The following is a 17,274-nucleotide window of genomic DNA, read 5'->3' on the forward strand; positions in this document are numbered from 1 at the left end:
TCTCGTCCGTCCTTCCGAAGGAACTGTCACCGCCTACAACCCGGCGAACGACGGAAACTCATCGCGACAGCGACGACGGCAGCCCGAACGACGGGAAATCCGCCTCCAGGAACGAGACGACCTCGACGATCTCCGGCCCGCGCAGCACCAGTACGTCGAGCCCGCCCGGCACGAAGCGCGACCCGTCCCACCGGTACGTCCCGAACGCGAGCTGCCCGTTCGCCCGCGCCGGCAGGAACCGCCACTCCTCCCGCAGCGGCCCTTCGACCAGGAAGGAGCGGATCGCAGCCCGACCCGAGAACCACTCCGGCAGCGGCGGCATCGAGTACTTCGCGTCCTCCGCCAGCATCGCCACGATCGTGTCGACGTCACCCGCCTCCCACGCGGCCACGTACCGGCGTACCAGCTCACGCTCCGCGGCCTCAGGCACCGCAGACTGCTGGCTGGGCACTGCCCGTATCACCGCCCGAGCCCGTTGCAGCGCACTGTTGACCGCGGCAACCGACGTCTCCAGCAGCTCGGCCACTTCACGAGCAGCGAACGCCAGTACGTCGCGCAACAGCAGCACTGCCCGCTGGAGCGCGGACAGGTGCTGCAGCGATGCCACAAACGCCAGCTCCACCGACTCCAGCGCCAGCACTCGCGCCTCCGGACTCAGCGAGGCGGTCCACTCCAGCCGGCTCTGCGGATAAGGCTCCAACCACAGGACCTCGCTCCGGCCGTCGAGACCGACCGGAAGCTCCCGGCGCCCACGCCGTTCGATCAGCGTGAGACAGCGGTTCGTGGCGATCTTGTAGAGCCATGGCCGGATCGATCCGCGGTCGTCGTACCCGCTCAGGCCGTTCCACGCCCGCAGCAGCGTCTCCTGGACGGCGTCCTCCGCGTCAGCATCGGATCCGAGCATCCGGTAGCAGTGCGCATGCAGCTCCCCACGCCACGGCCCCACCAACTGTCCGAAGGCGTCCTGATCACCGGCACGTGCCGCGTCCAAGAGCTCACGCATCACCTGCACGCTAACGCCCAGCGCTCCAAGGTGTCAGCCGTCTTCCCACTGTCCACCGCCTCGCGACACCGTTCCAGACAGTCAGCCAACTGCTCCAGCAGCAGACCGTTCCCCAGCTCCAGGGTGACCAGAGCGGCAGCAGCATTCAGCAGTACGACGTCCCGCACCGGACCGGACTCACCGTCGACGAGACCCCGCAGTACCCGGGCGCTGAAGGCAGCGTCTCCGCCACGCAGCTCGGCCAAGGACGACGGTCTCAACCCGAGCGACCGCGGATCGAACACCACCTCCGACGCCGTCCCACCGGACACGACCCACACGCGGGAGTACCCCGTGGTGGTCAGCTTGTCCAACCCGTCGTCGCCGCGAGCGACGAGAGCCGTTTTCCCTTGCTGTGCAAGGGCTTGAGCGATCACCGGCAGCATCTGCGGGTTTGCCACTCCGACCAGCGCGTGCTGTGGGTCCGCCGGGTTCAGCAGCGGTGCCAGCACGTTGAACGCCGTGGGTACTGCGAGCTCACGTCGTACTACGGCCATATGCCGCAAGGCCGGATTGAAGCGGGGCGCGAACAGATAGGTCAGCCCGGCCTCTGCCGCCACCCGAGCCGCGTCCACCGCGGACAGGTCGAGCGGAACACCCAGATGCTCGACCAGATCGGCCGAGCCACCCGCCGACGAGGACGCGGCCCGCCCACCGTGTTTGACCACGGTCACTCCGGTCGACGCCGCCACCACAGCGGCCATCGTGGAGACGTTGACGACCCCGGTCCGGTCGCCGCCGGTCCCGACGATGTCCACGAACGGTCCGCCGATCCGCACTGGCGTGGCGTGCGAGCGCAGCACCGTGGCCAGCCCGGTGATCTCGGCGGCAGTCTCGCCCTTGGCCCGCAGGGCGATCAGGAAGCCGGAGATCTGCGCGGGAGACGCATCGCCCAGCACCAACTGGTCCATCGCCCAGCCGGTGTCCGCCTCGGTCAGGTCGGAGCCGGCCAGGAGGGCGGAGATGAGTCCGGACCAGGTCCGGAGTGTTGTTGCCATCGGCAATCCTCAGGGTGCTGGGCCGCCCACGAGGACATGACAACGGCCGCCTCGCAGGAGACGGCCGGTCGGTTACGCGCGGAAGCAGCCGTCTAGTCGACGGCCCACCACATACCCGCGCGCAGGAACATGCCAGCGACGATAGTCAAGCGACCAGCTCCTGTGCAACGTTCCAGCCGCGGATGTGGTCGACGGTGAAGGTGGGGACCAGGGCGTCGTCGTCGCCGATGCTGCGGTCGGGGAAGTCGAAGACGGCGAGCATGAGCTGCAGCGGGTACGACGGAGCGCCCGCGCAGGTGCGGATCGGGGCGCCGTCCACGGAGAAGTCGGCCTGGCCGGCGGTCCACTCGACGGCGTACGTGTGGAAGTCGCGCAGGTCGATCGGGAGCGGCACCGCCTCGAAGTCCTGCGGCACCGACGGGTCGCGGATGGTCTTCAGGCCCATCCCGACCGCGGTGGACACGCCGGGGACGACCGCGTCGCCGAACACCTCCATCACGCAGATCTCGCCGCAGCGCTCCGGACTGTCTTCCAGCCCGACCATCCACAGCGACACCATCGAGCGCGCGCTGATGTCGGCCCGCGCCCGGAGCTCGACGTACCCGCCGTTGGGTGTCCAGCCCCAGAACGGCGGCTGCTCCTCGCGGACGACCAGCCCCTCTCGGTACGGCTGCTGGCCGACGGTGCTCCCCACCGGACCGGAGTAGTTGCCGGACTGGATCCCCGACACACGCAGATCCGGCTTGTGGTCCCCGGAGCACCAGAGTCCCTGGTCCGACGGGATGCTGAGGGTCAGACACGAGTCACCCAGGGTGTACGACGCTGCTGACGCCGCGCGGGAGCTCCAGTGCGGCAGGTAGTACGGCGACCACACCGACTCATCCAGTGCGGCACCGTCGAAGCGGTCCTCGAAGACCAGCTCACCACGGGTCGTGGGCATGCCCCCATGATGGGTCCTCGGACCGTCTTGTCACATCATGGTGGCCCGATCCGTCAGATGAGGTGGATCGGGATGAGGGAGGCCCTGTGAACGACACCGACCAGCTGGCGCGGCAGTTCGAGCAGCACCGGGGACAGCTGCGAGCTGTCGCGTACCGGATGCTCGGTTCGCTCACGGAGGCCGAGGACGCCGTGCAGGAAGCGTGGCTGCGGCTGAACCGGTCGGACGTGAGTGAAGTGGGCAATCTGGCCGGTTGGCTGACCACAGTGGTGTCGCGGGTCTGCCTGGACATGCTCCGCAGCCGCAAGTCGCGGCGGGAGGACTCGCTGGACACCTTCGTGCCGGACCCCATCTCGATCCGGCAGGACAACGGTCCGAGCCCGGAGGACCAGGCGGTCCAGGCGGATGCGGTCGGTCTGGCGCTACTCGTCGTCCTGGAGACGCTGGCGCCGGCGGAGCGGTTGGCCTTCGTACTGCATGACATGTTCGGGGTGAGCTTCGACGAGCTCGCGCAGATCGTGGACAAGTCACCGGCCGCCACGCGGCAGCTCGCCAGCCGGGCCCGGCGCCGGGTCCAGGGTGCGCCGGCGGGCGACGGCGATCCGGGCCGTCAGCGGGAGATCGTCGACGCGTTCCTCGCCGCGTCGCGCGGTGGAGACTTCGAGGCCCTGCTCGAGCTGCTCGACCCGGACGTCGTACTGCGCGCCGACGCGGGCGCGGCGTCGGCGGAGTACGCCGGCCCGGCGGTGTCGAAGCTGGTCCGCGGTGCACGCGCGGTGGTCGAGCAGGCGCTGCTGTTCACCCGGATGGCGCCGCACACCGAGCACGCGCTGATCAACGGCATGCCGGGGACGGTCACAGTCCTGAACGGCCGCGTGATGGGCGTCATGGACATCACAGTCGTGAACGGCAAGATCACCGAGATCAACATCCTCGCCGACCTCGACCGCACGCAGCAGCTCAAGCTGTCGGCCTGACCAGCGACAACACGCGCTCCGCCTGGGCCTCCGCCGTACCGGGAGGATTCCGGGCGGCGCTCGGCCCGCCGGGTCCGATGAGCGTCAGCCAGAACGCGGCCCACAGCGAGCGGCCGGCACGGAAGCGCTCCGGATCGACGGGGAAGCGTGACACCACCGTGCTCCACTCGGTGTCACGGCTGGACAGATGCTCGACGAGGTTGGCGAGCTCGAGCGTGAGGTCGCCTCGCCCGGCGTCCTCGAAGTCGACGATCCGGATCCGGGTCCCGTCCCAGAGGTAGTTCGCCAGATTCGGATCGCCGTGGCCGACCACCGGATCCTGGACCGCGGTCAGGACCTCAACCGCGGTCCCGAGCCAGTCGTCGGCTGCCGAGGCCGCGTCCGCGATCACGCCGTGGCCTTCGCGCAATACAGCGAGCGAACGCGAGGTCCGGTCGATCACCGCCGGGACGCCGACCGGTGGGAGGCCGTCAGGATCGATCGACCACAGCGCCTCGAGTGCCTCGCCAAGCCCCTCGAGTTGCCCAACGGTCAGCACACCGCTCAGCGGTTCCCCTGGGAGCACCGACATCGAGACCCACGGCCGCGGGTCGGACGCGCGCGCCAGCGGAGCCGGTACGAGGTCGGGGGCCTGGCGCGACAGCAAGGTCAGAGCGGCCCACTCGCGACCCGGTTCGTCGCGGGACCAGGACGTGTAGTGCTTGGTGAGAACCGAGTCGTCGGCCTCGACTGTGTGTGTCATCGGGACAAGTTTGCCGGGGGTGTCGATAACGGCACCGGTCCTTCGACGTGTCTGTAGAAGCGGATACGGCGAGGGAGTGGTTCGGATGTCGACACAGGCGCTGGTGCCGGTTGCGAGTGATGTGGTGGCAGGGCTGCTGGGGGCCGGGTTCAACGGCGCCGTCCGGCTGCCGGGTGAGGCGGAGTACGACGTACAGCGGAAGTCCGTGGTCCCGACGGTGGACTCGCGGCCACTGGTGGTCGCCGAGGCCTGCAGCCGGACCGACGTGCAGGCGGCGGTGTGGACGGCGCGCGAGTACGGCGTACCGATCGCGGTGCAGGCCACCGGCCACGGGACGCGTGTACCGGCCGACGGCGGGATCCTCCTGAAGACGACGCAGATGACGACGGTCCTGGTCGACCCGGAACGCCGGGTCGCCAAGGTCGCGCCGGGTGCGCGCTGGGGTGCGGTGCTGGACGCCGCCGGTCAGTTCGGGCTCGCGCCGCTGTCCGGATCGCACCGCGACGTCGGCGTCACCGGCTACACGCTGGGCGGCGGGGTCGGCTGGCTGGCGCGCAAGTACGGCTTCGCGGCCGACAGCGTGATCCGCGCCGAGATCGTCACCGCGGACGGGCGGTTCGTCACCGCGAGCGCCGAGCACCACCCCGACCTGTTCTGGGCGATCCGCGGCGGAACCGGGAACTTCGGCATCGTCACCTCGCTGGAGTTCCGGCTGTACCCGGTCCGCCAGGTCCACGCCGGCATCGTGTACTACGGCATCGACCGCGCGGCCGCCATCCTGCGCCGGTACCGCGACTGGACCGCCACGATCCCGAACGAACTGAGCACCGGTGTCGTCCTGACCCGCGTCGCCGGCACCGAGCAGCGCGCCGTCGCGATCAAGGTCCTGTACGCCGGTGAAGCCGAACTGGCCGACCACCTGCTGAAGCCGCTGTTCGAGGTCGCCGGACCGCGACTGGCCGGCGAGCTACGCACCGTCGAGTACGGCGAGGCCGCGATGGGCGGTACGCCGGCCCGGCACCTCGACTTCCTGGACACCCTGACCGACGACGTGATCGACGCGGTCACCGGCTTCGAGGACGAGGACGCACCGACCGTCGAGATCCGGCACTGGGGTGGCGCGATGGCTCACCCGGGTCCCGGCGCCGGACCGGTCGGGCACCGCGGAGCGTCGTACTCGCTGATCATCGACCGGGAGGTCCCAGCCGACCTGGTGCCGAACTCGGGTCGCACCTTCGTGAACTTCCTCGGCGACCCCGGCCGCGCGGACACGGCCTACGCACCGGACGACCTGCGCCGGCTGCGCGAGGTCAAGCGGGCCTACGACCCGGCGAACTTCTTCCACCTGAACGCGAACATCCGCCCCTGAACACAGCGAACCGGTCCCCGGGAGGGCTGGGGACCGGTTCGCTCGAGACCGCTCGGCTCAGACTGTGCCCGAGTTGCCGTACACGCTCACGTGCACGTGGTCGTAGTGGTTCGCGGTGGTGCCACCGCGGTCCTCCATCGCGCGCCAGCCTTCGCTGCTGCGCTGGACCGTCCAGATGTGCTGCGACCAGATCAGCTGGCTGATGCCGAGCTTCTTGTAGTTCGCATGCAGCCAGTCGGCGACCTCCTGGCCCTCCGACCCGCTGACCATGATGTCGAGCGCACGGCCACTGGAGTGCTCCGAACCGCTGTCGCCGGACCGCAGACCGCCGTACGACGAGATGTCCGGGAACTTGGCGCAGATCGCGCGGTGGACGCGGATCGCGTCCTGGGTCAGCCCGTCCTCGACCGACGAGCCGGACTTGCAGGCGGCCTGGGAGATGGCACCCGCCGTGCTCGCCACCGGCTTCGTGGCGGACAGGTACTGCGCCTTGACCCAGCGGGACTTGCCGTCGCTGACGACCTCGGCCCAGATGCCGTCGACCTTGCCGGAGACCGAGACCTTGGTGCCCTTCGGCAGCACGTCCAGCAGGACGCCGGTCAGCGGGAGCGACCAGAGGTTCACGTCGGTGGTGGTGTACTTCGAGCCGATCACCTTCGGCGGCTCGGCGGTGCGGGTCTTCGTCGGCGACGGCTTGGGGATCGGCGCCTGCTTCTTCAGGTGCTTCGCCGTCGGGGCCGCCTTCGGCTTCGGAGCCGGAGTGGACGGCGTGACGTCCAGCGGGGGACGGAGAGCGTCCCGACTGGTGGCCGCGTCGCGCGCCAGCTGCAGGGACGAGCTGGCGATCGAGGTGTTCAGATGGACTTGCTGACCAGGGAGTGCGGCCGCCGAACCGGTAGCCACCAGGGCCACTGCTGCGCCGGGAATCGCCACTTTCACGATGCCGGGCCGGATCACCTTCGGGCGCGGTTGACGGTGCCGCGCCTGTCTATGCCGTCCTGCAGACACTTTCCAGAACCCAATCTGCCGAGACCAAAACGTTATCGACCGGAGGAGTCAAGCACAGATCCCGGCGGGGTTCGCAATCGACCCCCAGTTTTAACGCATTACGAACATCCGCCGCGGGCGCTGAGCGTGATCTGCCCGGTATCCGGATGTGATCGTGCTGAGATCAAACGCTTGGTCCACACAAGGCGTCGATCACGGCGCTTGTGAGTAACCCGGCGTACCGCTCCGGTGACCACCCGCGGACCAGCACCAGGAGCTCGTACAACTCGACCGAGATGTAGGTCCACAGCACATCGGCGACCTCGTCGAGGGTGATCCCGTCGCGCAGATCGCCCGTCTCGAGCAGATGGCGGCCGAGCATCGTCATCCCGGTCAGCCGCTCGTCCATCAGCGTCTGCCAGGTCTCGCGCAGGGTCTTGTCGCTGAGCCGGCCGTCCCGAATCACGATCTGCACCCGGGCGGACCGCTGCTGCCGGACGACCAGGCCGTCGACGTACAGCGCGATCTTCCGGCGTACGTCGGGCTCGGCCTGGATGGCGTGGGACTCGGGGCGCTCGGCCATCGGCACCGGCTCGTCGTCGCCGGCGATGACGAAGTCGAACACGGCCTTGGCCAGCACGGCCTTGGTGCCGAATCCCTTGTAGATGCTCTCGGCCGAGACGCCGGCCCGCTTCGCCACCGCACTGATCGTGGTCGCCTGGAAACCGTCCGTCTCGAAGAGATCGCGCGCCGCGATCACGACGTCACGGCGGCGATGCCGGGCACGCTCGCGCCGTCCGGTCGCGTCGTACTGCCTCTTGACTTCGGTCATTCCGGATCCCATGCTTTTGAGTACAGTCACACTGTATCGAATTATTGGGGGAAGCGATGAGTACCACAGCAGGCGTGTCGGCGAGTGAGCTCGCCGTCCGCGCCATCCGCATCATGGCCGACGGTGACCGGGCCGACTTCGACGCGCTGGTCCATCCGGACGCGGTCAACCGCGAGGACGACGTCGAGCCGCCGGAGTGCCGGGTCGGGGGACCCACCGGGTACTACGCGACCGCACTCTGGTTGCGGACCGCGTTCGAAGGGCTGGCCTACGAGATCCACCATGTAATTGCCGACGGCAACTTGGTGGCGATCAACTCGACCATGAGTGGGCGGCATGTCGCGCCGTTCGCGGTGTACACACCGGCGGGTGGGGTGGACACGGTGTTCCCGCCGACCGGGAAGACCTTCGCGATCACGCAGTCGCACTGGTTCCGGCTGGAGGACGGCATGGTCGTCGAGCACTGGGCCAACCGCGACGACCTCGGTCAGGCGAAGCAGCTCGGCTGGGTCCCGCCGACCCCGGCCTACCTGTTCCGGATGGCGCGAGCCAAGTCCCGGGTCAAGCGGGGTGGATAGCTGACGCCGGCCCAACACCATCGCGCGTGTGATCCAGGGCGCGGCGGGCTGGGCGGGTTGCTGGTTGACTGCGGGGGTGGACGAGCTCGGGTTCCGGGTCGAAGGCGGGGCGGTGGCCCGGCTGGTGATCGACCGCGTCGCGAAGCGGAACGCGTTGACGCGCGCGATGTGGGAGGTCCTGCCCGGTCTGCTCGCAGAGCTGGCCGCCGACGACGAGGTGAAGGTGCTGCTCGTCACCGGCGCCGGGCCGAGCTTCTCCGCCGGGGCCGACATCGGGGAGCTGATCTCCGGGACCGATCCGGCCGACCCGATGGCCGAACTGCGGGCGTTCAACCTGCGGGCACAGGCAGCCTTGCGGGAGTTCCCGAAGCCGACGATCGCCGTGGTGCGAGGGCACTGCATCGGCGGCGGGCTGGAGCTCGCGGTGAACTGCGACTTCCGGTTCGCGGCCCGGGACGCGACGTTCGGGGTGACGCCGGCCCGGATCGGGGTCGTCTATCCGCCGGACGCGATCAAGGTGCTGCTCGACCTGGTTGGCCCCGCGACGACGAAGTACCTGCTGTTCAGTGGCGAACTGCTCAGCGCGGACGAGGCTGAGCTGAAGGGCTTGGTGGATCGCGTCGCCGACGATCCGTTGGCGGCGGCCGGGGCGTTCGCCGCCGCGATGGTGTCGCGCTCGCAGCTGACCGTCCGCTCGGCCAAGGAGACGGTCAACGCGCTGCTGGCCGGAACTGATGCGGACGCGCGGGCGCTGCGGCGCTACCGGGAGACGATCGCCAGTGGCGAGCTCGCGGAGGGCATCGCGGCCTTCACCGAGAAGCGCTCACCCGACTTCCCGTGGCGTGGCAGCTCAGGCTGAGATCAGAGTGCCGCGCAGCTCCACCCGGTCGCCGACCGCGGCGGAGACCCGGGCCGCGATCGCCTCGGCCTGGGCGTCGTCGGCGACGTCGACCATGAAGAAGCCGGCGAGCTGCTCCTTGGTCTCGCCGAACGGGCCGTCGGTGACCACCTGGACACCGTCGCGGATCTGCACGATCCGGCCCTCCTCCGGTGGCTGCAGCCCCTCTGAACTGACCAGCTCGCCGCTGGCCGCGAGCTCGCTCTCGAGCTTGATCAGCCTGCCGAGACCGCGCTGGTCCTCGTCGGTCCAGGTGCGGTCGGTGCTCCGGAAGATCATCACGACGTATTTCATGGGATCACCGTAGCGACGTGGGCGGACAGAACCCCGCGAACCGAAGCGGTTCGCGGGGTTCTGCGGCTCGCGCCGGATCAGTACCAATGACGTCGTCCGCCGACGGCGCGGCCGGTGGATCCGAGCAGGAACAGCACGGCCCCGACGATGAGTAGGACGATGCCGATCGTCCACAGGATCGGGATACTCAGCAGGAACCCGAGAATCAACAGGATCAAACCGAGGATGAGCATGAAGCCTCCTTCTCAGGACCGCCGGGCGGAAGTGGCGGCCACCAACATCCGGTGCCCACTCCGGCGATACCGAACCTCCAACAAGTGTTTGATGTCAGGAGGTTGCCGGCTCTAGCTGCCCTTGCGTCGACTGCTTGCGGCTGACCAGCAGACCGCAGCCGGCGAGGCCCACGACGATGAAGCTCCAGACGGCCACGAAGGCGATCCGGTAGCCATGCGTCAGAGCGATCGGTGTGGTCCCGGTCGTGGCCGCAGTAGCGACGGCGGACAGTACTGCGACACCCACCGCACCGCCGATCTGGAAGCTGGCGTTCTGCAGGCCTGACGCGACCCCGGAGTCCTCACCGGCGACGTCGCTGAGGGAGGCGATGGCGCCGGCAACCGTTCCGGCACCCAGACCGGCGCCGAAGATCGTCAGACCCCAGAAGGCCAGCTCGAAGTAGCCGGAGTCCACGGTGAGCATGCACATCAGCGTCGTACCGACACCTGCGATCAGCAGTGAGACGAACCCGACCCGGCGGGGTCCGACGCGAGTGACCAGGTGCTGTCCGACCATCGACGCGACCACAGCGGCAGCCGCGAGTACGGCGGACATCAGGCCGTAGCGGATCGCGGAAACACCCAAGGCCAGCTGGGCGTACTGCGTGTAGATGTAGTTCAGCCCGAACGCCGCCAGGCCCCAGGCGATTGTCATCAGGTTGCCACCGACCAGGCTGCGTGAGCGGAAGATCCGCAGCGGTACCAGTGGTGCGGCGGACCGCTTCTCCACCAGCACGAACAGACCGAACAGCAGCGCGGACACCACGATCAACGCCACGGTCCGCCCGACGGACGACTCCGGTGCCTCGATGACGGCGTACACGAGGACGATGAGTGCGGCGGTCACACTGGCCGCGCCGGCTACGTCGAACCCACGCCGGCCCGGTCCGCGGCTGTCCATCAGCAGTACGGGAGCCAGTACGAGGACCAGCACGCACACCGGCACGTTGATGAAGAAGATCCACGCCCAGCCGAGGCCATCGGTCACGGGCCCTCCGATCAGGGATCCCGCCGTACCGCCGACGCCGCTGGTGGCGCCCCAGATCCCCAGCGCCTTGTTGCGGTCCGCCCCGGACGGGAACGTCGTCATCACGATCGACAACGCACTCGGCGCAAGTACGGCGGCCGCGGCGCCCTGCAGGCCACGCGCGAGGACCAGTGCGTCACCGCTCCAGGCGAACCCGCACAGCAGCGAGCACGCACCGAACAGCACCAGGCCGGTCATGAACACCCGCCGCCTGCCCAGCAGGTCGGAGATGCGTCCACCGAGCAGCAGCAGTCCGCCGAACATCAGCGCGTAGCCGCTCGGCACCCACTGCACACCGCCGCTCGAGAAGGTCAGCTCACGTTCGATCGACGGCACGGCGACCAGCACGATCGACGCGTCCAGAATGATCATGAACCCGGTCAGACACAGCAGCGCCAGCGCGAACCAGCGCTTCTTCTCGGTCACCATGTGAACATCTCCAGTACGGCGGGACGCTCCGGCTGAGCGTCACTCGGTGGAGACGTCGGGTCCGGCCGGACGACTTCGACATCCCGAATCTGTCGAAGTGGGTTCAGCTGTTACGACGTACCGGGTAACAGGGGGTCACAGCGGCCTCCGCGAGCGACAGGATGGTGCCCGTGAAGTACATGCTGCTGATCTACAGCAACCCGGAGAGCTGGGCGAGCCTGTCCGCCGAGCAGCGCGAGGGCCTGGGCCGCGCGCACGAGTCCCTGACCCGTGAGCTGAGCGAGCAGGGTCTGCTGGTCAGCGCTGCCGGGCTGGCCGACCCCATCACGAGCCGGACCGTGTCGGTGCGTGACGACACCACGACGACCACCGACGGACCGTACGCTGAGGCCAAGGAGCACCTCGCCGGGTTCTACCTGGTCGAGTGCGACAACATCGACCAGGCGATCGGCTACGCGGCCCGGATGCCGGACGCGAAGTACGTCGCGGTGGAGGTACGGCCGGTGATGGACGCGTCCGGGCTGGAGATGTGAGCGACTTCGAGCTGCTGCTGCGCGAGCAGGCGCCGCAGGTGCTGAGTGCCCTGGTCCGCCACTACGGCCACTTCGATCTGGCCGAAGAGGCCGTGCAGGAGGCGCTGCTCGCGGCCACGCAGCAGTGGCCGGACGACGGTGTGCCTGACAACCCGCGTGGCTGGCTGATCCGGGTCGGGTCACGCCGGCTGACCGATCTGCTGCGCAGTGAGTCGGCGAGGCGGCGCCGCGAGGAGAACGCGGCGCAGATGGCTGCGCCCGAGGAGTTCGTTGCCGCAGGCCCTGAGATCGACGATCCGGGTGGCCGGGACGACACACTGACGCTGCTGTTCCTGTGCTGCCATCCTGCGCTGTCCCCGGCGTCGCAGATCGCGCTGACACTGCGGGCGGTCGGCGGTCTGACCACTGCCCAGATCGCGGCCGCGTTCCTGGTGCCGGAGCCGACCATGGCGCAGCGGATCAGCCGGGCGAAGCGCAGTATCAAGCAGGCGGGCAGCACGTTCGAGATGCCGCCGGAGGCTGAGCGGGACGAGCGCATGGGCGCCGTACTGCATGTGCTCTACCTGATCTTCAACGAGGGCTACACCGCGTCGTCGGGTACGGCGTTGCACAGTGCCGAGCTCACCACGGAGGCGATCCGGCTGGTGCGCGGCGTACGCAAGCTGCTGCCCGACGACGGCGAGGTGGCGGGGCTGCTGGCACTCATGCTGCTGACGGACGCGCGCCGGCCCGCTCGGACGGGTGCGGACGGCGCACTGGTCCCGCTGGCCGAGCAGGACCGGTCGCTGTGGAACAAGGACACCATCGTCGAGGGTGAGTCGCTGGTGACCGATGCGCTGTCGCGCACGCAGCTGGGGCCGTACCAGGTGCAGGCCGCGATCGCAGCGGTGCACGACACGGCGGAGCGGGCCGAAGACACGGACTGGCGGCAGATCGTTGCGCTGTACGACGTACTGGAGCAGATGTCGGACAACCCGATGGTCAAGCTCAACCACGCCGTCGCGGTCGCCATGGCGGTCGGTCCGAAGGAGGGCCTCGCCGTACTCGAGCCACTGGAGTCCGATGACCGCCTGACCGACAACCACCGGCTGGAGGCGGTCCGCGCCCACCTGCAGGAGATGTCAGGCGACCTGGCCGGCGCCCGGGAGAGCTATCTGCACGCGGCCCGCCGTACGACGAGTGTCCCGGAACGCAACTACCTCCAGTCCAAGGCGGACCGCCTGATCTGACTCGCGATGCCCCCGGACATGTGTCAGGTTTGGAGCTGTGGATCTCACCAGGGCCTCCCTCCTCCGGGAGATGCTGACCGGCACCGAGCTCGGCACCCGGACGACGGAGTTCGCGCACTCGCTGCGCAGGTTCACCACCCGGAACGGCGGTCTGATGCTGTTCGGGCCGGCCGACGACGAGCCGTGGCACCTGACGGCGCACCTGGACGACGAACTGCACCGGGCCGGCGTCGAGGACATCCGGCCGGCCCTGGTCCGCTGGGCACCACCGCCGGACGCACCGCCACACCTGGCGATCGGGCTGGACCGTCTGCGTGACACCGGACGGGGCGAGTCCCTCCTGGTGGTGGCGGAGGAGGACCCCGCTGACACGTTGCTGGAACGCATCAGCGACGTACGGCGGCGTGGTACGACGATCTTCAGCATCGGCAACGGTGACAAGGAGCTGACGTCACTCAGCCACGAGACGCTCGTACCGGAGTTGCTGGTGCCGGACGGGTTCGGCTGGACGAGCCGTCCGATCGAGCTCGACCATGACGAACCGCAGAGCGGCGTACCGCTCACCGACACCGAACCGCAGACCACGGAAGGGTTCGAGATGGCGCAGCACTTGGTCAGTCTGGCCGCGGCCGACCAGGACGCCGGCCAGCCGGGCTGGCGCCGCCGTCTCCGTGCCGCCATCGAACGCCTCGGCGGCGAACCGGCCTAGGCCTCCCCGTAGAGCACGGCCAGCCGGGGCAGATGGGTCTCCAGGTCGTCCTCGTCGTCGAAGTCGATCTCCTTGCCGGCGGGCAGGTCCGGCGTATCCGGTGCCTCCGCCTCGACAGCCTTCCAGTACGCCGCCTCGTCGCCGGTCATGTTCTTGTAGGCGTGACTGCCGACGTACAGCATCGCCTCGCCGTCGAACCCCTCGAAGCCCTCCGGCCGATCCTCGTCGACCACGTCCGCGAGCGAGTCCGGCTCTGCCAGCGCGCCCTCCCACACCTCCCGTCCCTGCGCGATCAGCCAGCCCCGGAACGAGTCGAACCCGTCCTCGGAGGCCCCCGAGTTGATCAGGTACGCCGCCGCCCACAGGTCCCACCGGTACGACTCGACCTGCAACCGCGCGAGTTCGACCCCGAACCCCGCGATCCCGTCGGCCTCGAGCCCACCGAGCACCTTGACCAGCGCGTCCGCAACCCCGTCCGGATCCGCGACGGTGTCATCCACCGCACCCCGCGCATCCTCGACCAGTCCCCAGAAACCATCCCTGTCCACCCCCACAGCCTCTCACCGCTCCCACCCTGAACGGGAGCGTTGATCCGGTGTGATTTACCAAACGTCGTCCAGAGCGGAGTGGTGGGTGGGGGTGAGGTTGAGGGTGGTGCTGTGGAGGGCGGTGGTCAGGTGGGCGGGGGTGGAGATGCCGACGATGGGGGTGATGGCCGGGGTGCCGGCGGTGAGGTAGGCGAGGACCACCTGGCTGCGGGTGGCGTCGAGTTCGGTGGCGATGTCGGTGAGGACCTGGAGGCGGCGGGTGGTGCCGGGGTGGTCGAAGGCCTCGGGGATGGGGCGGTCGGGGCGGTTCTCGTAGGCGCCGGACATGAGCGGGCTGTAGGCGAACAGTTGCTGCTCGGGGTTCTGTACGGCGTAGTCGAGGACCTCGTCGGTGATCCAGCCGAAGCGGTGGTCGTGGGTGTGGTCGCGGACGAACGGGCGCGGCTGCAGGTACGAGTACCGCAGTTGCAGAGCGGTCGGGCCCATCACGCCCAGTTGCAGCGCGAGGTCACGCATCCGCTCGACCCGCCACAGTGCGTAGTTCGACAGACCCAATCGGCCGATCGTGCCGGCGGCGGCGTGCTTCCCGAAGGCTGCGACCGTTTCCTCGAGCGAAGTGTCCCGGTCGTCGCGGTGTGCCCAGTAGAGGTCGATGTGGTCGACGCCGAGCCGACGCAGTGAGCCTTCGAGCCCCGCGTCGACCGCCTTGGCACTGAGGCCCTCCGAGTGCTCGGGATAGCTGCCGGGCCAGAGCGGCTCGCAGCCGACCTTGGTCGCCAGCCTCACCCGGTCCCGCACACCCGGCCGGCTCGCGAACCACCGGCCGAGCAGCTCCTCACTCTGTCCACCACGGCCGCTCGGGTCCTGCCAGAACGCGTAGCAGTTCGCCGTGTCGATCCACTCCCCGCCACCATCGACGTACGCGTCCAGGAGCGCGAACGACTCCTTCTCCCCGATCCGCGTCCCGTACTCCATGGCTCCCAGCGCGATGTTCATCATGGCGCCGATGCTTCATCCTGGCGCGCGCTCCAGGTCAAGCAAACCGGTGGAGGCGCACGAATCCGGCCGGTAGCTGCGGACAGGTCTAGGCGGGAGTGAGGCTGACCAGGAGACCGTCACCGCTTGGGAGTGTCAATCCCTTGTCGTTGATGGTGACCAGACTCGTCTCGCCGGTCCACTCGTCGCACAGGACGTAGTCCCCCTCGAACCCATCGAGCGCTACCCGCACCTCGCTCGGCGCAGCGGGCAGGCTGATCGCGAGCAATACCCGTCCGTCCTCGGTCGTGGCCTGGACGGCGTCGTACCCATCGACGTCGACGATGGGTCGGCGGACGGTTGCCGTACGCAACGGACCGCGCCAGCGCTTGAACACCGCGGCCGCCTGAGCCATCGTCTCGCGTGTCTCGACGCTCCAGGTCTCGGGATCGTCCATCAGCACCCAGGGCCCACCGATCACGTACGGCGCGATCCGCGCCCGCGGGGAGAGCTTGTCGGCACCCATGTACGCGCTCTGCCAGTCCAGCGGCAGGTATCGACCGAGGCCGACCTTGGCCAGACTGTTCCAGTGCGTACGGCAGTGGTCCTCGGTGATCGTGGTGTGATGGCTGCGCACCATCGCCAGGTCCAGCGGACGTACGCCGTTCCAGCAGTTCTCCAGCACCAGGTGGGGAAACTCGGTGCGCAGGGTGCGCAGGACGTGGTGCCACGCACGCTCGGCGGCATGTTCGCCGGCGCCCGGATCGTGGGTGTGGTCGTCGCGATCGCAGCGGGCGATGGATTCGAAGTCGTGCAGAAACCAGGTCAGCCCGAACTCGTCGACCATCCGCCGGAGTTCATCGAGGATCCAGTCCCGAGCCGGATCATGCCCGAGGCAGAGCGCATGGTTGCCGAAGCTCAGCTTCGGCGTCATGCCTCGCCAGCTTGCCAGCCAGTCCGGATGCTCCTGGGCGACCGGTGACTCCGGATCGGCGTTCCCGAAGCCACACCAGACACCGAAGCCCATGCCGCGTGAGCGAGCCTCGTCCGACAGCCACCGCATGCCGGAGGAGAAGCGGTCGTTGGCGTGCCAGTCGCCGACCGAGCGTTCCCAGCCTTTGTCCACCACGAAGACCTCGGCACCGATCTCGGCGGTCGCGTCCATCATCCCGATGATCCGCTCGGTGGACGTGTTCTCCTGAACACCCCACGAATTCGCGACCACACAAGGGAACGCCGGGTCACCAGGCATCCCGCTCAGGTCGGGTGCCGTCACGACCTCGTCGATCACCAGCGACCGCAATGCCGCCGCGCCCGCATCCAGACCGCCCGGCACCACAGCCACCCATCCCACCGGTCCCTCCCAGTCCTCCGAGTCGGCCGGATGGAAACTGTCCGACGGCAGCTTGCTGGTGATCCGCGTCCGGCCGTCCTGAACCGTCACCTCGATGGTGAGCGAACCGCTGTACTCCCACGCCAGTACGGCGCACTGCCCGGCGAGCTCCACCAGAGTCCACGCAGCCGCATCCTGGTGATCCTCGTCCGGCCCCGGCGCGGCACCTTCCAGATAGCGATGCCCGTCCTTGATGTCAGGAAAGAGCATCGGCTCACCGTTGCGATGGGCAACGGCATCGGCCGTCCCGTACGGTCCGGCGTGCAGGCAGATGAGATCACCCTCGACCAGCCTCCTGGTCGGCGTGACCACACCTCGATCAGCGGCGTCCCAGCTGAAGGGGTGCAACCACTCCACGACCGCCTCGTCCGCCTCGAGCTCGATCTCAGCCAGGGGTGCGGACCGGGTCAGCGTCGTCGCGAGTCGAAGGAACGGACCGATGTGGTCCTCCACAGTGGCATGCGCTATTCCGAAGTCAGTCATCGTGGCCATCTCTCCTCAG

19 protein-coding genes are annotated in these 17,274 nt (G+C 68.8%); 7 read left to right on the plus strand and 12 right to left on the minus strand.

Translation table 11 applies throughout. The features are described 5' to 3' along the window. Positions 1-58 precede the first annotated feature (58 nt). The 3 genes from ACGFH6_RS21785 to ACGFH6_RS21795 all read right to left on the minus strand — a co-directional run bounded on the left by ACGFH6_RS21785 (position 59) and on the right by ACGFH6_RS21795 (position 2,980). On the minus strand, positions 59-1,003 hold the full coding sequence (locus ACGFH6_RS21785; protein WP_393386535.1) for a sigma-70 family RNA polymerase sigma factor: 945 nt from the start codon (positions 1,001-1,003) through the stop codon (positions 59-61). Continuing rightward, positions 1,003-2,040, minus strand: coding sequence for an anthranilate phosphoribosyltransferase (gene trpD / locus ACGFH6_RS21790; protein WP_393386536.1), 1,038 nt, complete (start codon positions 2,038-2,040; stop codon positions 1,003-1,005). Before trpD ends, ACGFH6_RS21785 begins: the two co-directional genes overlap by 1 nt. 145 nt (positions 2,041-2,185) lie before the next feature. Beyond that, a complete protein-coding gene (locus tag ACGFH6_RS21795; RefSeq protein ID WP_393386539.1) occupies positions 2,186-2,980 on the minus strand; it encodes a glycoside hydrolase family 16 protein in 795 nt (264 codons plus the stop codon). 86 nt (positions 2,981-3,066) lie between these two features. Between ACGFH6_RS21795 and ACGFH6_RS21800 the strand changes: the two genes are divergently transcribed. After that, a complete protein-coding gene (locus tag ACGFH6_RS21800; RefSeq protein ID WP_393386542.1) occupies positions 3,067-3,957 on the plus strand; it encodes a sigma-70 family RNA polymerase sigma factor in 891 nt (296 codons plus the stop codon). Here the strand turns inward: ACGFH6_RS21800 and ACGFH6_RS21805 are convergent. After that, entirely contained in the window at positions 3,941-4,699 is a 759-nt protein-coding gene (locus ACGFH6_RS21805; RefSeq protein WP_393386545.1) for a phosphotransferase family protein, read from the minus strand. The two genes, ACGFH6_RS21800 and ACGFH6_RS21805, sit on opposite strands and share 17 nt — an antisense overlap. Positions 4,700-4,784: 85 nt before the next feature. On the opposite strand from ACGFH6_RS21805, the gene ACGFH6_RS21810 reads away from it, so the two are divergent. Then, on the plus strand, positions 4,785-6,068 hold the full coding sequence (locus ACGFH6_RS21810; RefSeq protein ID WP_393386547.1) for an FAD-binding oxidoreductase: 1,284 nt from the start codon (positions 4,785-4,787) through the stop codon (positions 6,066-6,068). 57 nt (positions 6,069-6,125) lie between these two features. On the opposite strand, the gene ACGFH6_RS21815 is transcribed toward ACGFH6_RS21810, so the two are convergent. Further along, the gene (locus ACGFH6_RS21815) at positions 6,126-6,971 is read right to left on the minus strand and encodes an SH3 domain-containing protein (protein WP_393386548.1); all 846 of its coding nucleotides are present in this window, start codon (positions 6,969-6,971) and stop codon (positions 6,126-6,128) included. A gap of 268 nt (positions 6,972-7,239) precedes the next feature. Further along, positions 7,240-7,887, minus strand: coding sequence for a TetR/AcrR family transcriptional regulator (locus tag ACGFH6_RS21820; protein WP_393386551.1), 648 nt, complete (start codon positions 7,885-7,887; stop codon positions 7,240-7,242). 56 nt (positions 7,888-7,943) lie between these two features. Between ACGFH6_RS21820 and ACGFH6_RS21825 the strand changes: the two genes are divergently transcribed. Together ACGFH6_RS21825 and ACGFH6_RS21830 are read left to right on the plus strand one after the other, a co-directional pair. After that, on the plus strand, positions 7,944-8,465 hold the full coding sequence (locus ACGFH6_RS21825) for an ester cyclase (RefSeq protein WP_393386553.1): 522 nt from the start codon (positions 7,944-7,946) through the stop codon (positions 8,463-8,465). A 76-nt stretch (positions 8,466-8,541) separates the two neighbouring features. After that, positions 8,542-9,324, plus strand: coding sequence for an enoyl-CoA hydratase/isomerase family protein (locus ACGFH6_RS21830; protein WP_393386556.1), 783 nt, complete (start codon positions 8,542-8,544; stop codon positions 9,322-9,324). Here ACGFH6_RS21830 and ACGFH6_RS21835 read toward each other — a convergent pair. From ACGFH6_RS21835 to ACGFH6_RS21845, 3 genes are all read right to left on the minus strand, one after another. Next, a complete protein-coding gene (locus tag ACGFH6_RS21835; RefSeq protein WP_131362556.1) occupies positions 9,316-9,657 on the minus strand; it encodes a YciI family protein in 342 nt (113 codons plus the stop codon). The two genes, ACGFH6_RS21830 and ACGFH6_RS21835, sit on opposite strands and share 9 nt — an antisense overlap. Positions 9,658-9,734: 77 nt before the next feature. Then, positions 9,735-9,890 (minus strand): DUF6131 family protein, encoded by a 156-nt coding sequence (locus ACGFH6_RS21840; protein WP_165555900.1) that lies wholly within the window; start codon positions 9,888-9,890, stop codon positions 9,735-9,737. A 94-nt stretch (positions 9,891-9,984) separates the two neighbouring features. Next, positions 9,985-11,385: an MFS transporter gene (locus tag ACGFH6_RS21845; protein ID WP_393386559.1), complete on the minus strand. Its 1,401-nt coding sequence runs from the start codon at positions 11,383-11,385 to the stop codon at positions 9,985-9,987. A 179-nt stretch (positions 11,386-11,564) separates the two neighbouring features. On the opposite strand from ACGFH6_RS21845, the gene ACGFH6_RS21850 reads away from it, so the two are divergent. From ACGFH6_RS21850 to ACGFH6_RS21860, 3 genes are read left to right on the plus strand one after another with little or no spacing between them, the layout of a single operon-like run. After that, positions 11,565-11,918, plus strand: coding sequence for a YciI family protein (locus ACGFH6_RS21850; protein WP_393386753.1), 354 nt, complete (start codon positions 11,565-11,567; stop codon positions 11,916-11,918). Then, positions 11,915-13,147 carry an RNA polymerase sigma factor gene (locus tag ACGFH6_RS21855; RefSeq protein ID WP_393386562.1) on the plus strand — a complete coding sequence of 411 codons (1,233 nt, stop codon included), beginning with the start codon at positions 11,915-11,917 and terminating at the stop codon, positions 13,145-13,147. The genes ACGFH6_RS21850 and ACGFH6_RS21855 overlap by 4 nt, the downstream gene beginning before the upstream one ends. A gap of 37 nt (positions 13,148-13,184) precedes the next feature. Further along, complete coding sequence (locus tag ACGFH6_RS21860; protein ID WP_360437339.1) at positions 13,185-13,856, plus strand: hypothetical protein; 672 nt, start codon at positions 13,185-13,187, stop codon at positions 13,854-13,856. On the opposite strand, the gene ACGFH6_RS21865 is transcribed toward ACGFH6_RS21860, so the two are convergent. The 3 genes from ACGFH6_RS21865 to ACGFH6_RS21875 all read right to left on the minus strand — a co-directional run bounded on the left by ACGFH6_RS21865 (position 13,853) and on the right by ACGFH6_RS21875 (position 17,255). After that, positions 13,853-14,404, minus strand: coding sequence for a DUF4240 domain-containing protein (locus ACGFH6_RS21865; protein ID WP_393386565.1), 552 nt, complete (start codon positions 14,402-14,404; stop codon positions 13,853-13,855). The two genes, ACGFH6_RS21860 and ACGFH6_RS21865, sit on opposite strands and share 4 nt — an antisense overlap. 54 nt (positions 14,405-14,458) lie before the next feature. Beyond that, positions 14,459-15,403 (minus strand): aldo/keto reductase, encoded by a 945-nt coding sequence (locus tag ACGFH6_RS21870; RefSeq protein WP_393386568.1) that lies wholly within the window; start codon positions 15,401-15,403, stop codon positions 14,459-14,461. An 85-nt stretch (positions 15,404-15,488) separates the two neighbouring features. After that, positions 15,489-17,255: a glycoside hydrolase family 36 protein gene (locus tag ACGFH6_RS21875; RefSeq protein WP_393386571.1), complete on the minus strand. Its 1,767-nt coding sequence runs from the start codon at positions 17,253-17,255 to the stop codon at positions 15,489-15,491. Positions 17,256-17,274 lie beyond the last annotated feature (19 nt).

Origin of the sequence: Kribbella sp. NPDC049227 (genome assembly GCF_043197265.1) — a bacterium.
In the GTDB taxonomy this organism is placed as follows: Bacteria; Actinomycetota; Actinomycetes; order Propionibacteriales; family Kribbellaceae; genus Kribbella.

Coding starts and splice junctions, on each gene's coding strand:
- ACGFH6_RS21840 (WP_165555900.1), bottom strand. CDS start 9,890: ATGCTCATCCTCGGTTTGATCCTGTTGATTCTCGGGTTCCTGCTGAGT.
- ACGFH6_RS21785 (WP_393386535.1), bottom strand. CDS start 1,003: ATGCGTGAGCTCTTGGACGCGGCACGTGCCGGTGATCAGGACGCCTTC.
- ACGFH6_RS21875 (WP_393386571.1), bottom strand. CDS start 17,255: ATGACTGACTTCGGAATAGCGCATGCCACTGTGGAGGACCACATCGGT.
- ACGFH6_RS21820 (WP_393386551.1), bottom strand. CDS start 7,887: ATGACCGAAGTCAAGAGGCAGTACGACGCGACCGGACGGCGCGAGCGT.
- ACGFH6_RS21810 (WP_393386547.1), top strand. CDS start 4,785: ATGTCGACACAGGCGCTGGTGCCGGTTGCGAGTGATGTGGTGGCAGGG.
- ACGFH6_RS21825 (WP_393386553.1), top strand. CDS start 7,944: ATGAGTACCACAGCAGGCGTGTCGGCGAGTGAGCTCGCCGTCCGCGCC.
- ACGFH6_RS21850 (WP_393386753.1), top strand. CDS start 11,565: ATGCTGCTGATCTACAGCAACCCGGAGAGCTGGGCGAGCCTGTCCGCC.
- ACGFH6_RS21845 (WP_393386559.1), bottom strand. CDS start 11,385: ATGGTGACCGAGAAGAAGCGCTGGTTCGCGCTGGCGCTGCTGTGTCTG.
- ACGFH6_RS21795 (WP_393386539.1), bottom strand. CDS start 2,980: ATGCCCACGACCCGTGGTGAGCTGGTCTTCGAGGACCGCTTCGACGGT.
- ACGFH6_RS21870 (WP_393386568.1), bottom strand. CDS start 15,403: ATGATGAACATCGCGCTGGGAGCCATGGAGTACGGGACGCGGATCGGG.
- ACGFH6_RS21805 (WP_393386545.1), bottom strand. CDS start 4,699: ATGACACACACAGTCGAGGCCGACGACTCGGTTCTCACCAAGCACTAC.
- ACGFH6_RS21835 (WP_131362556.1), bottom strand. CDS start 9,657: ATGAAATACGTCGTGATGATCTTCCGGAGCACCGACCGCACCTGGACC.
- trpD (WP_393386536.1), bottom strand. CDS start 2,040: ATGGCAACAACACTCCGGACCTGGTCCGGACTCATCTCCGCCCTCCTG.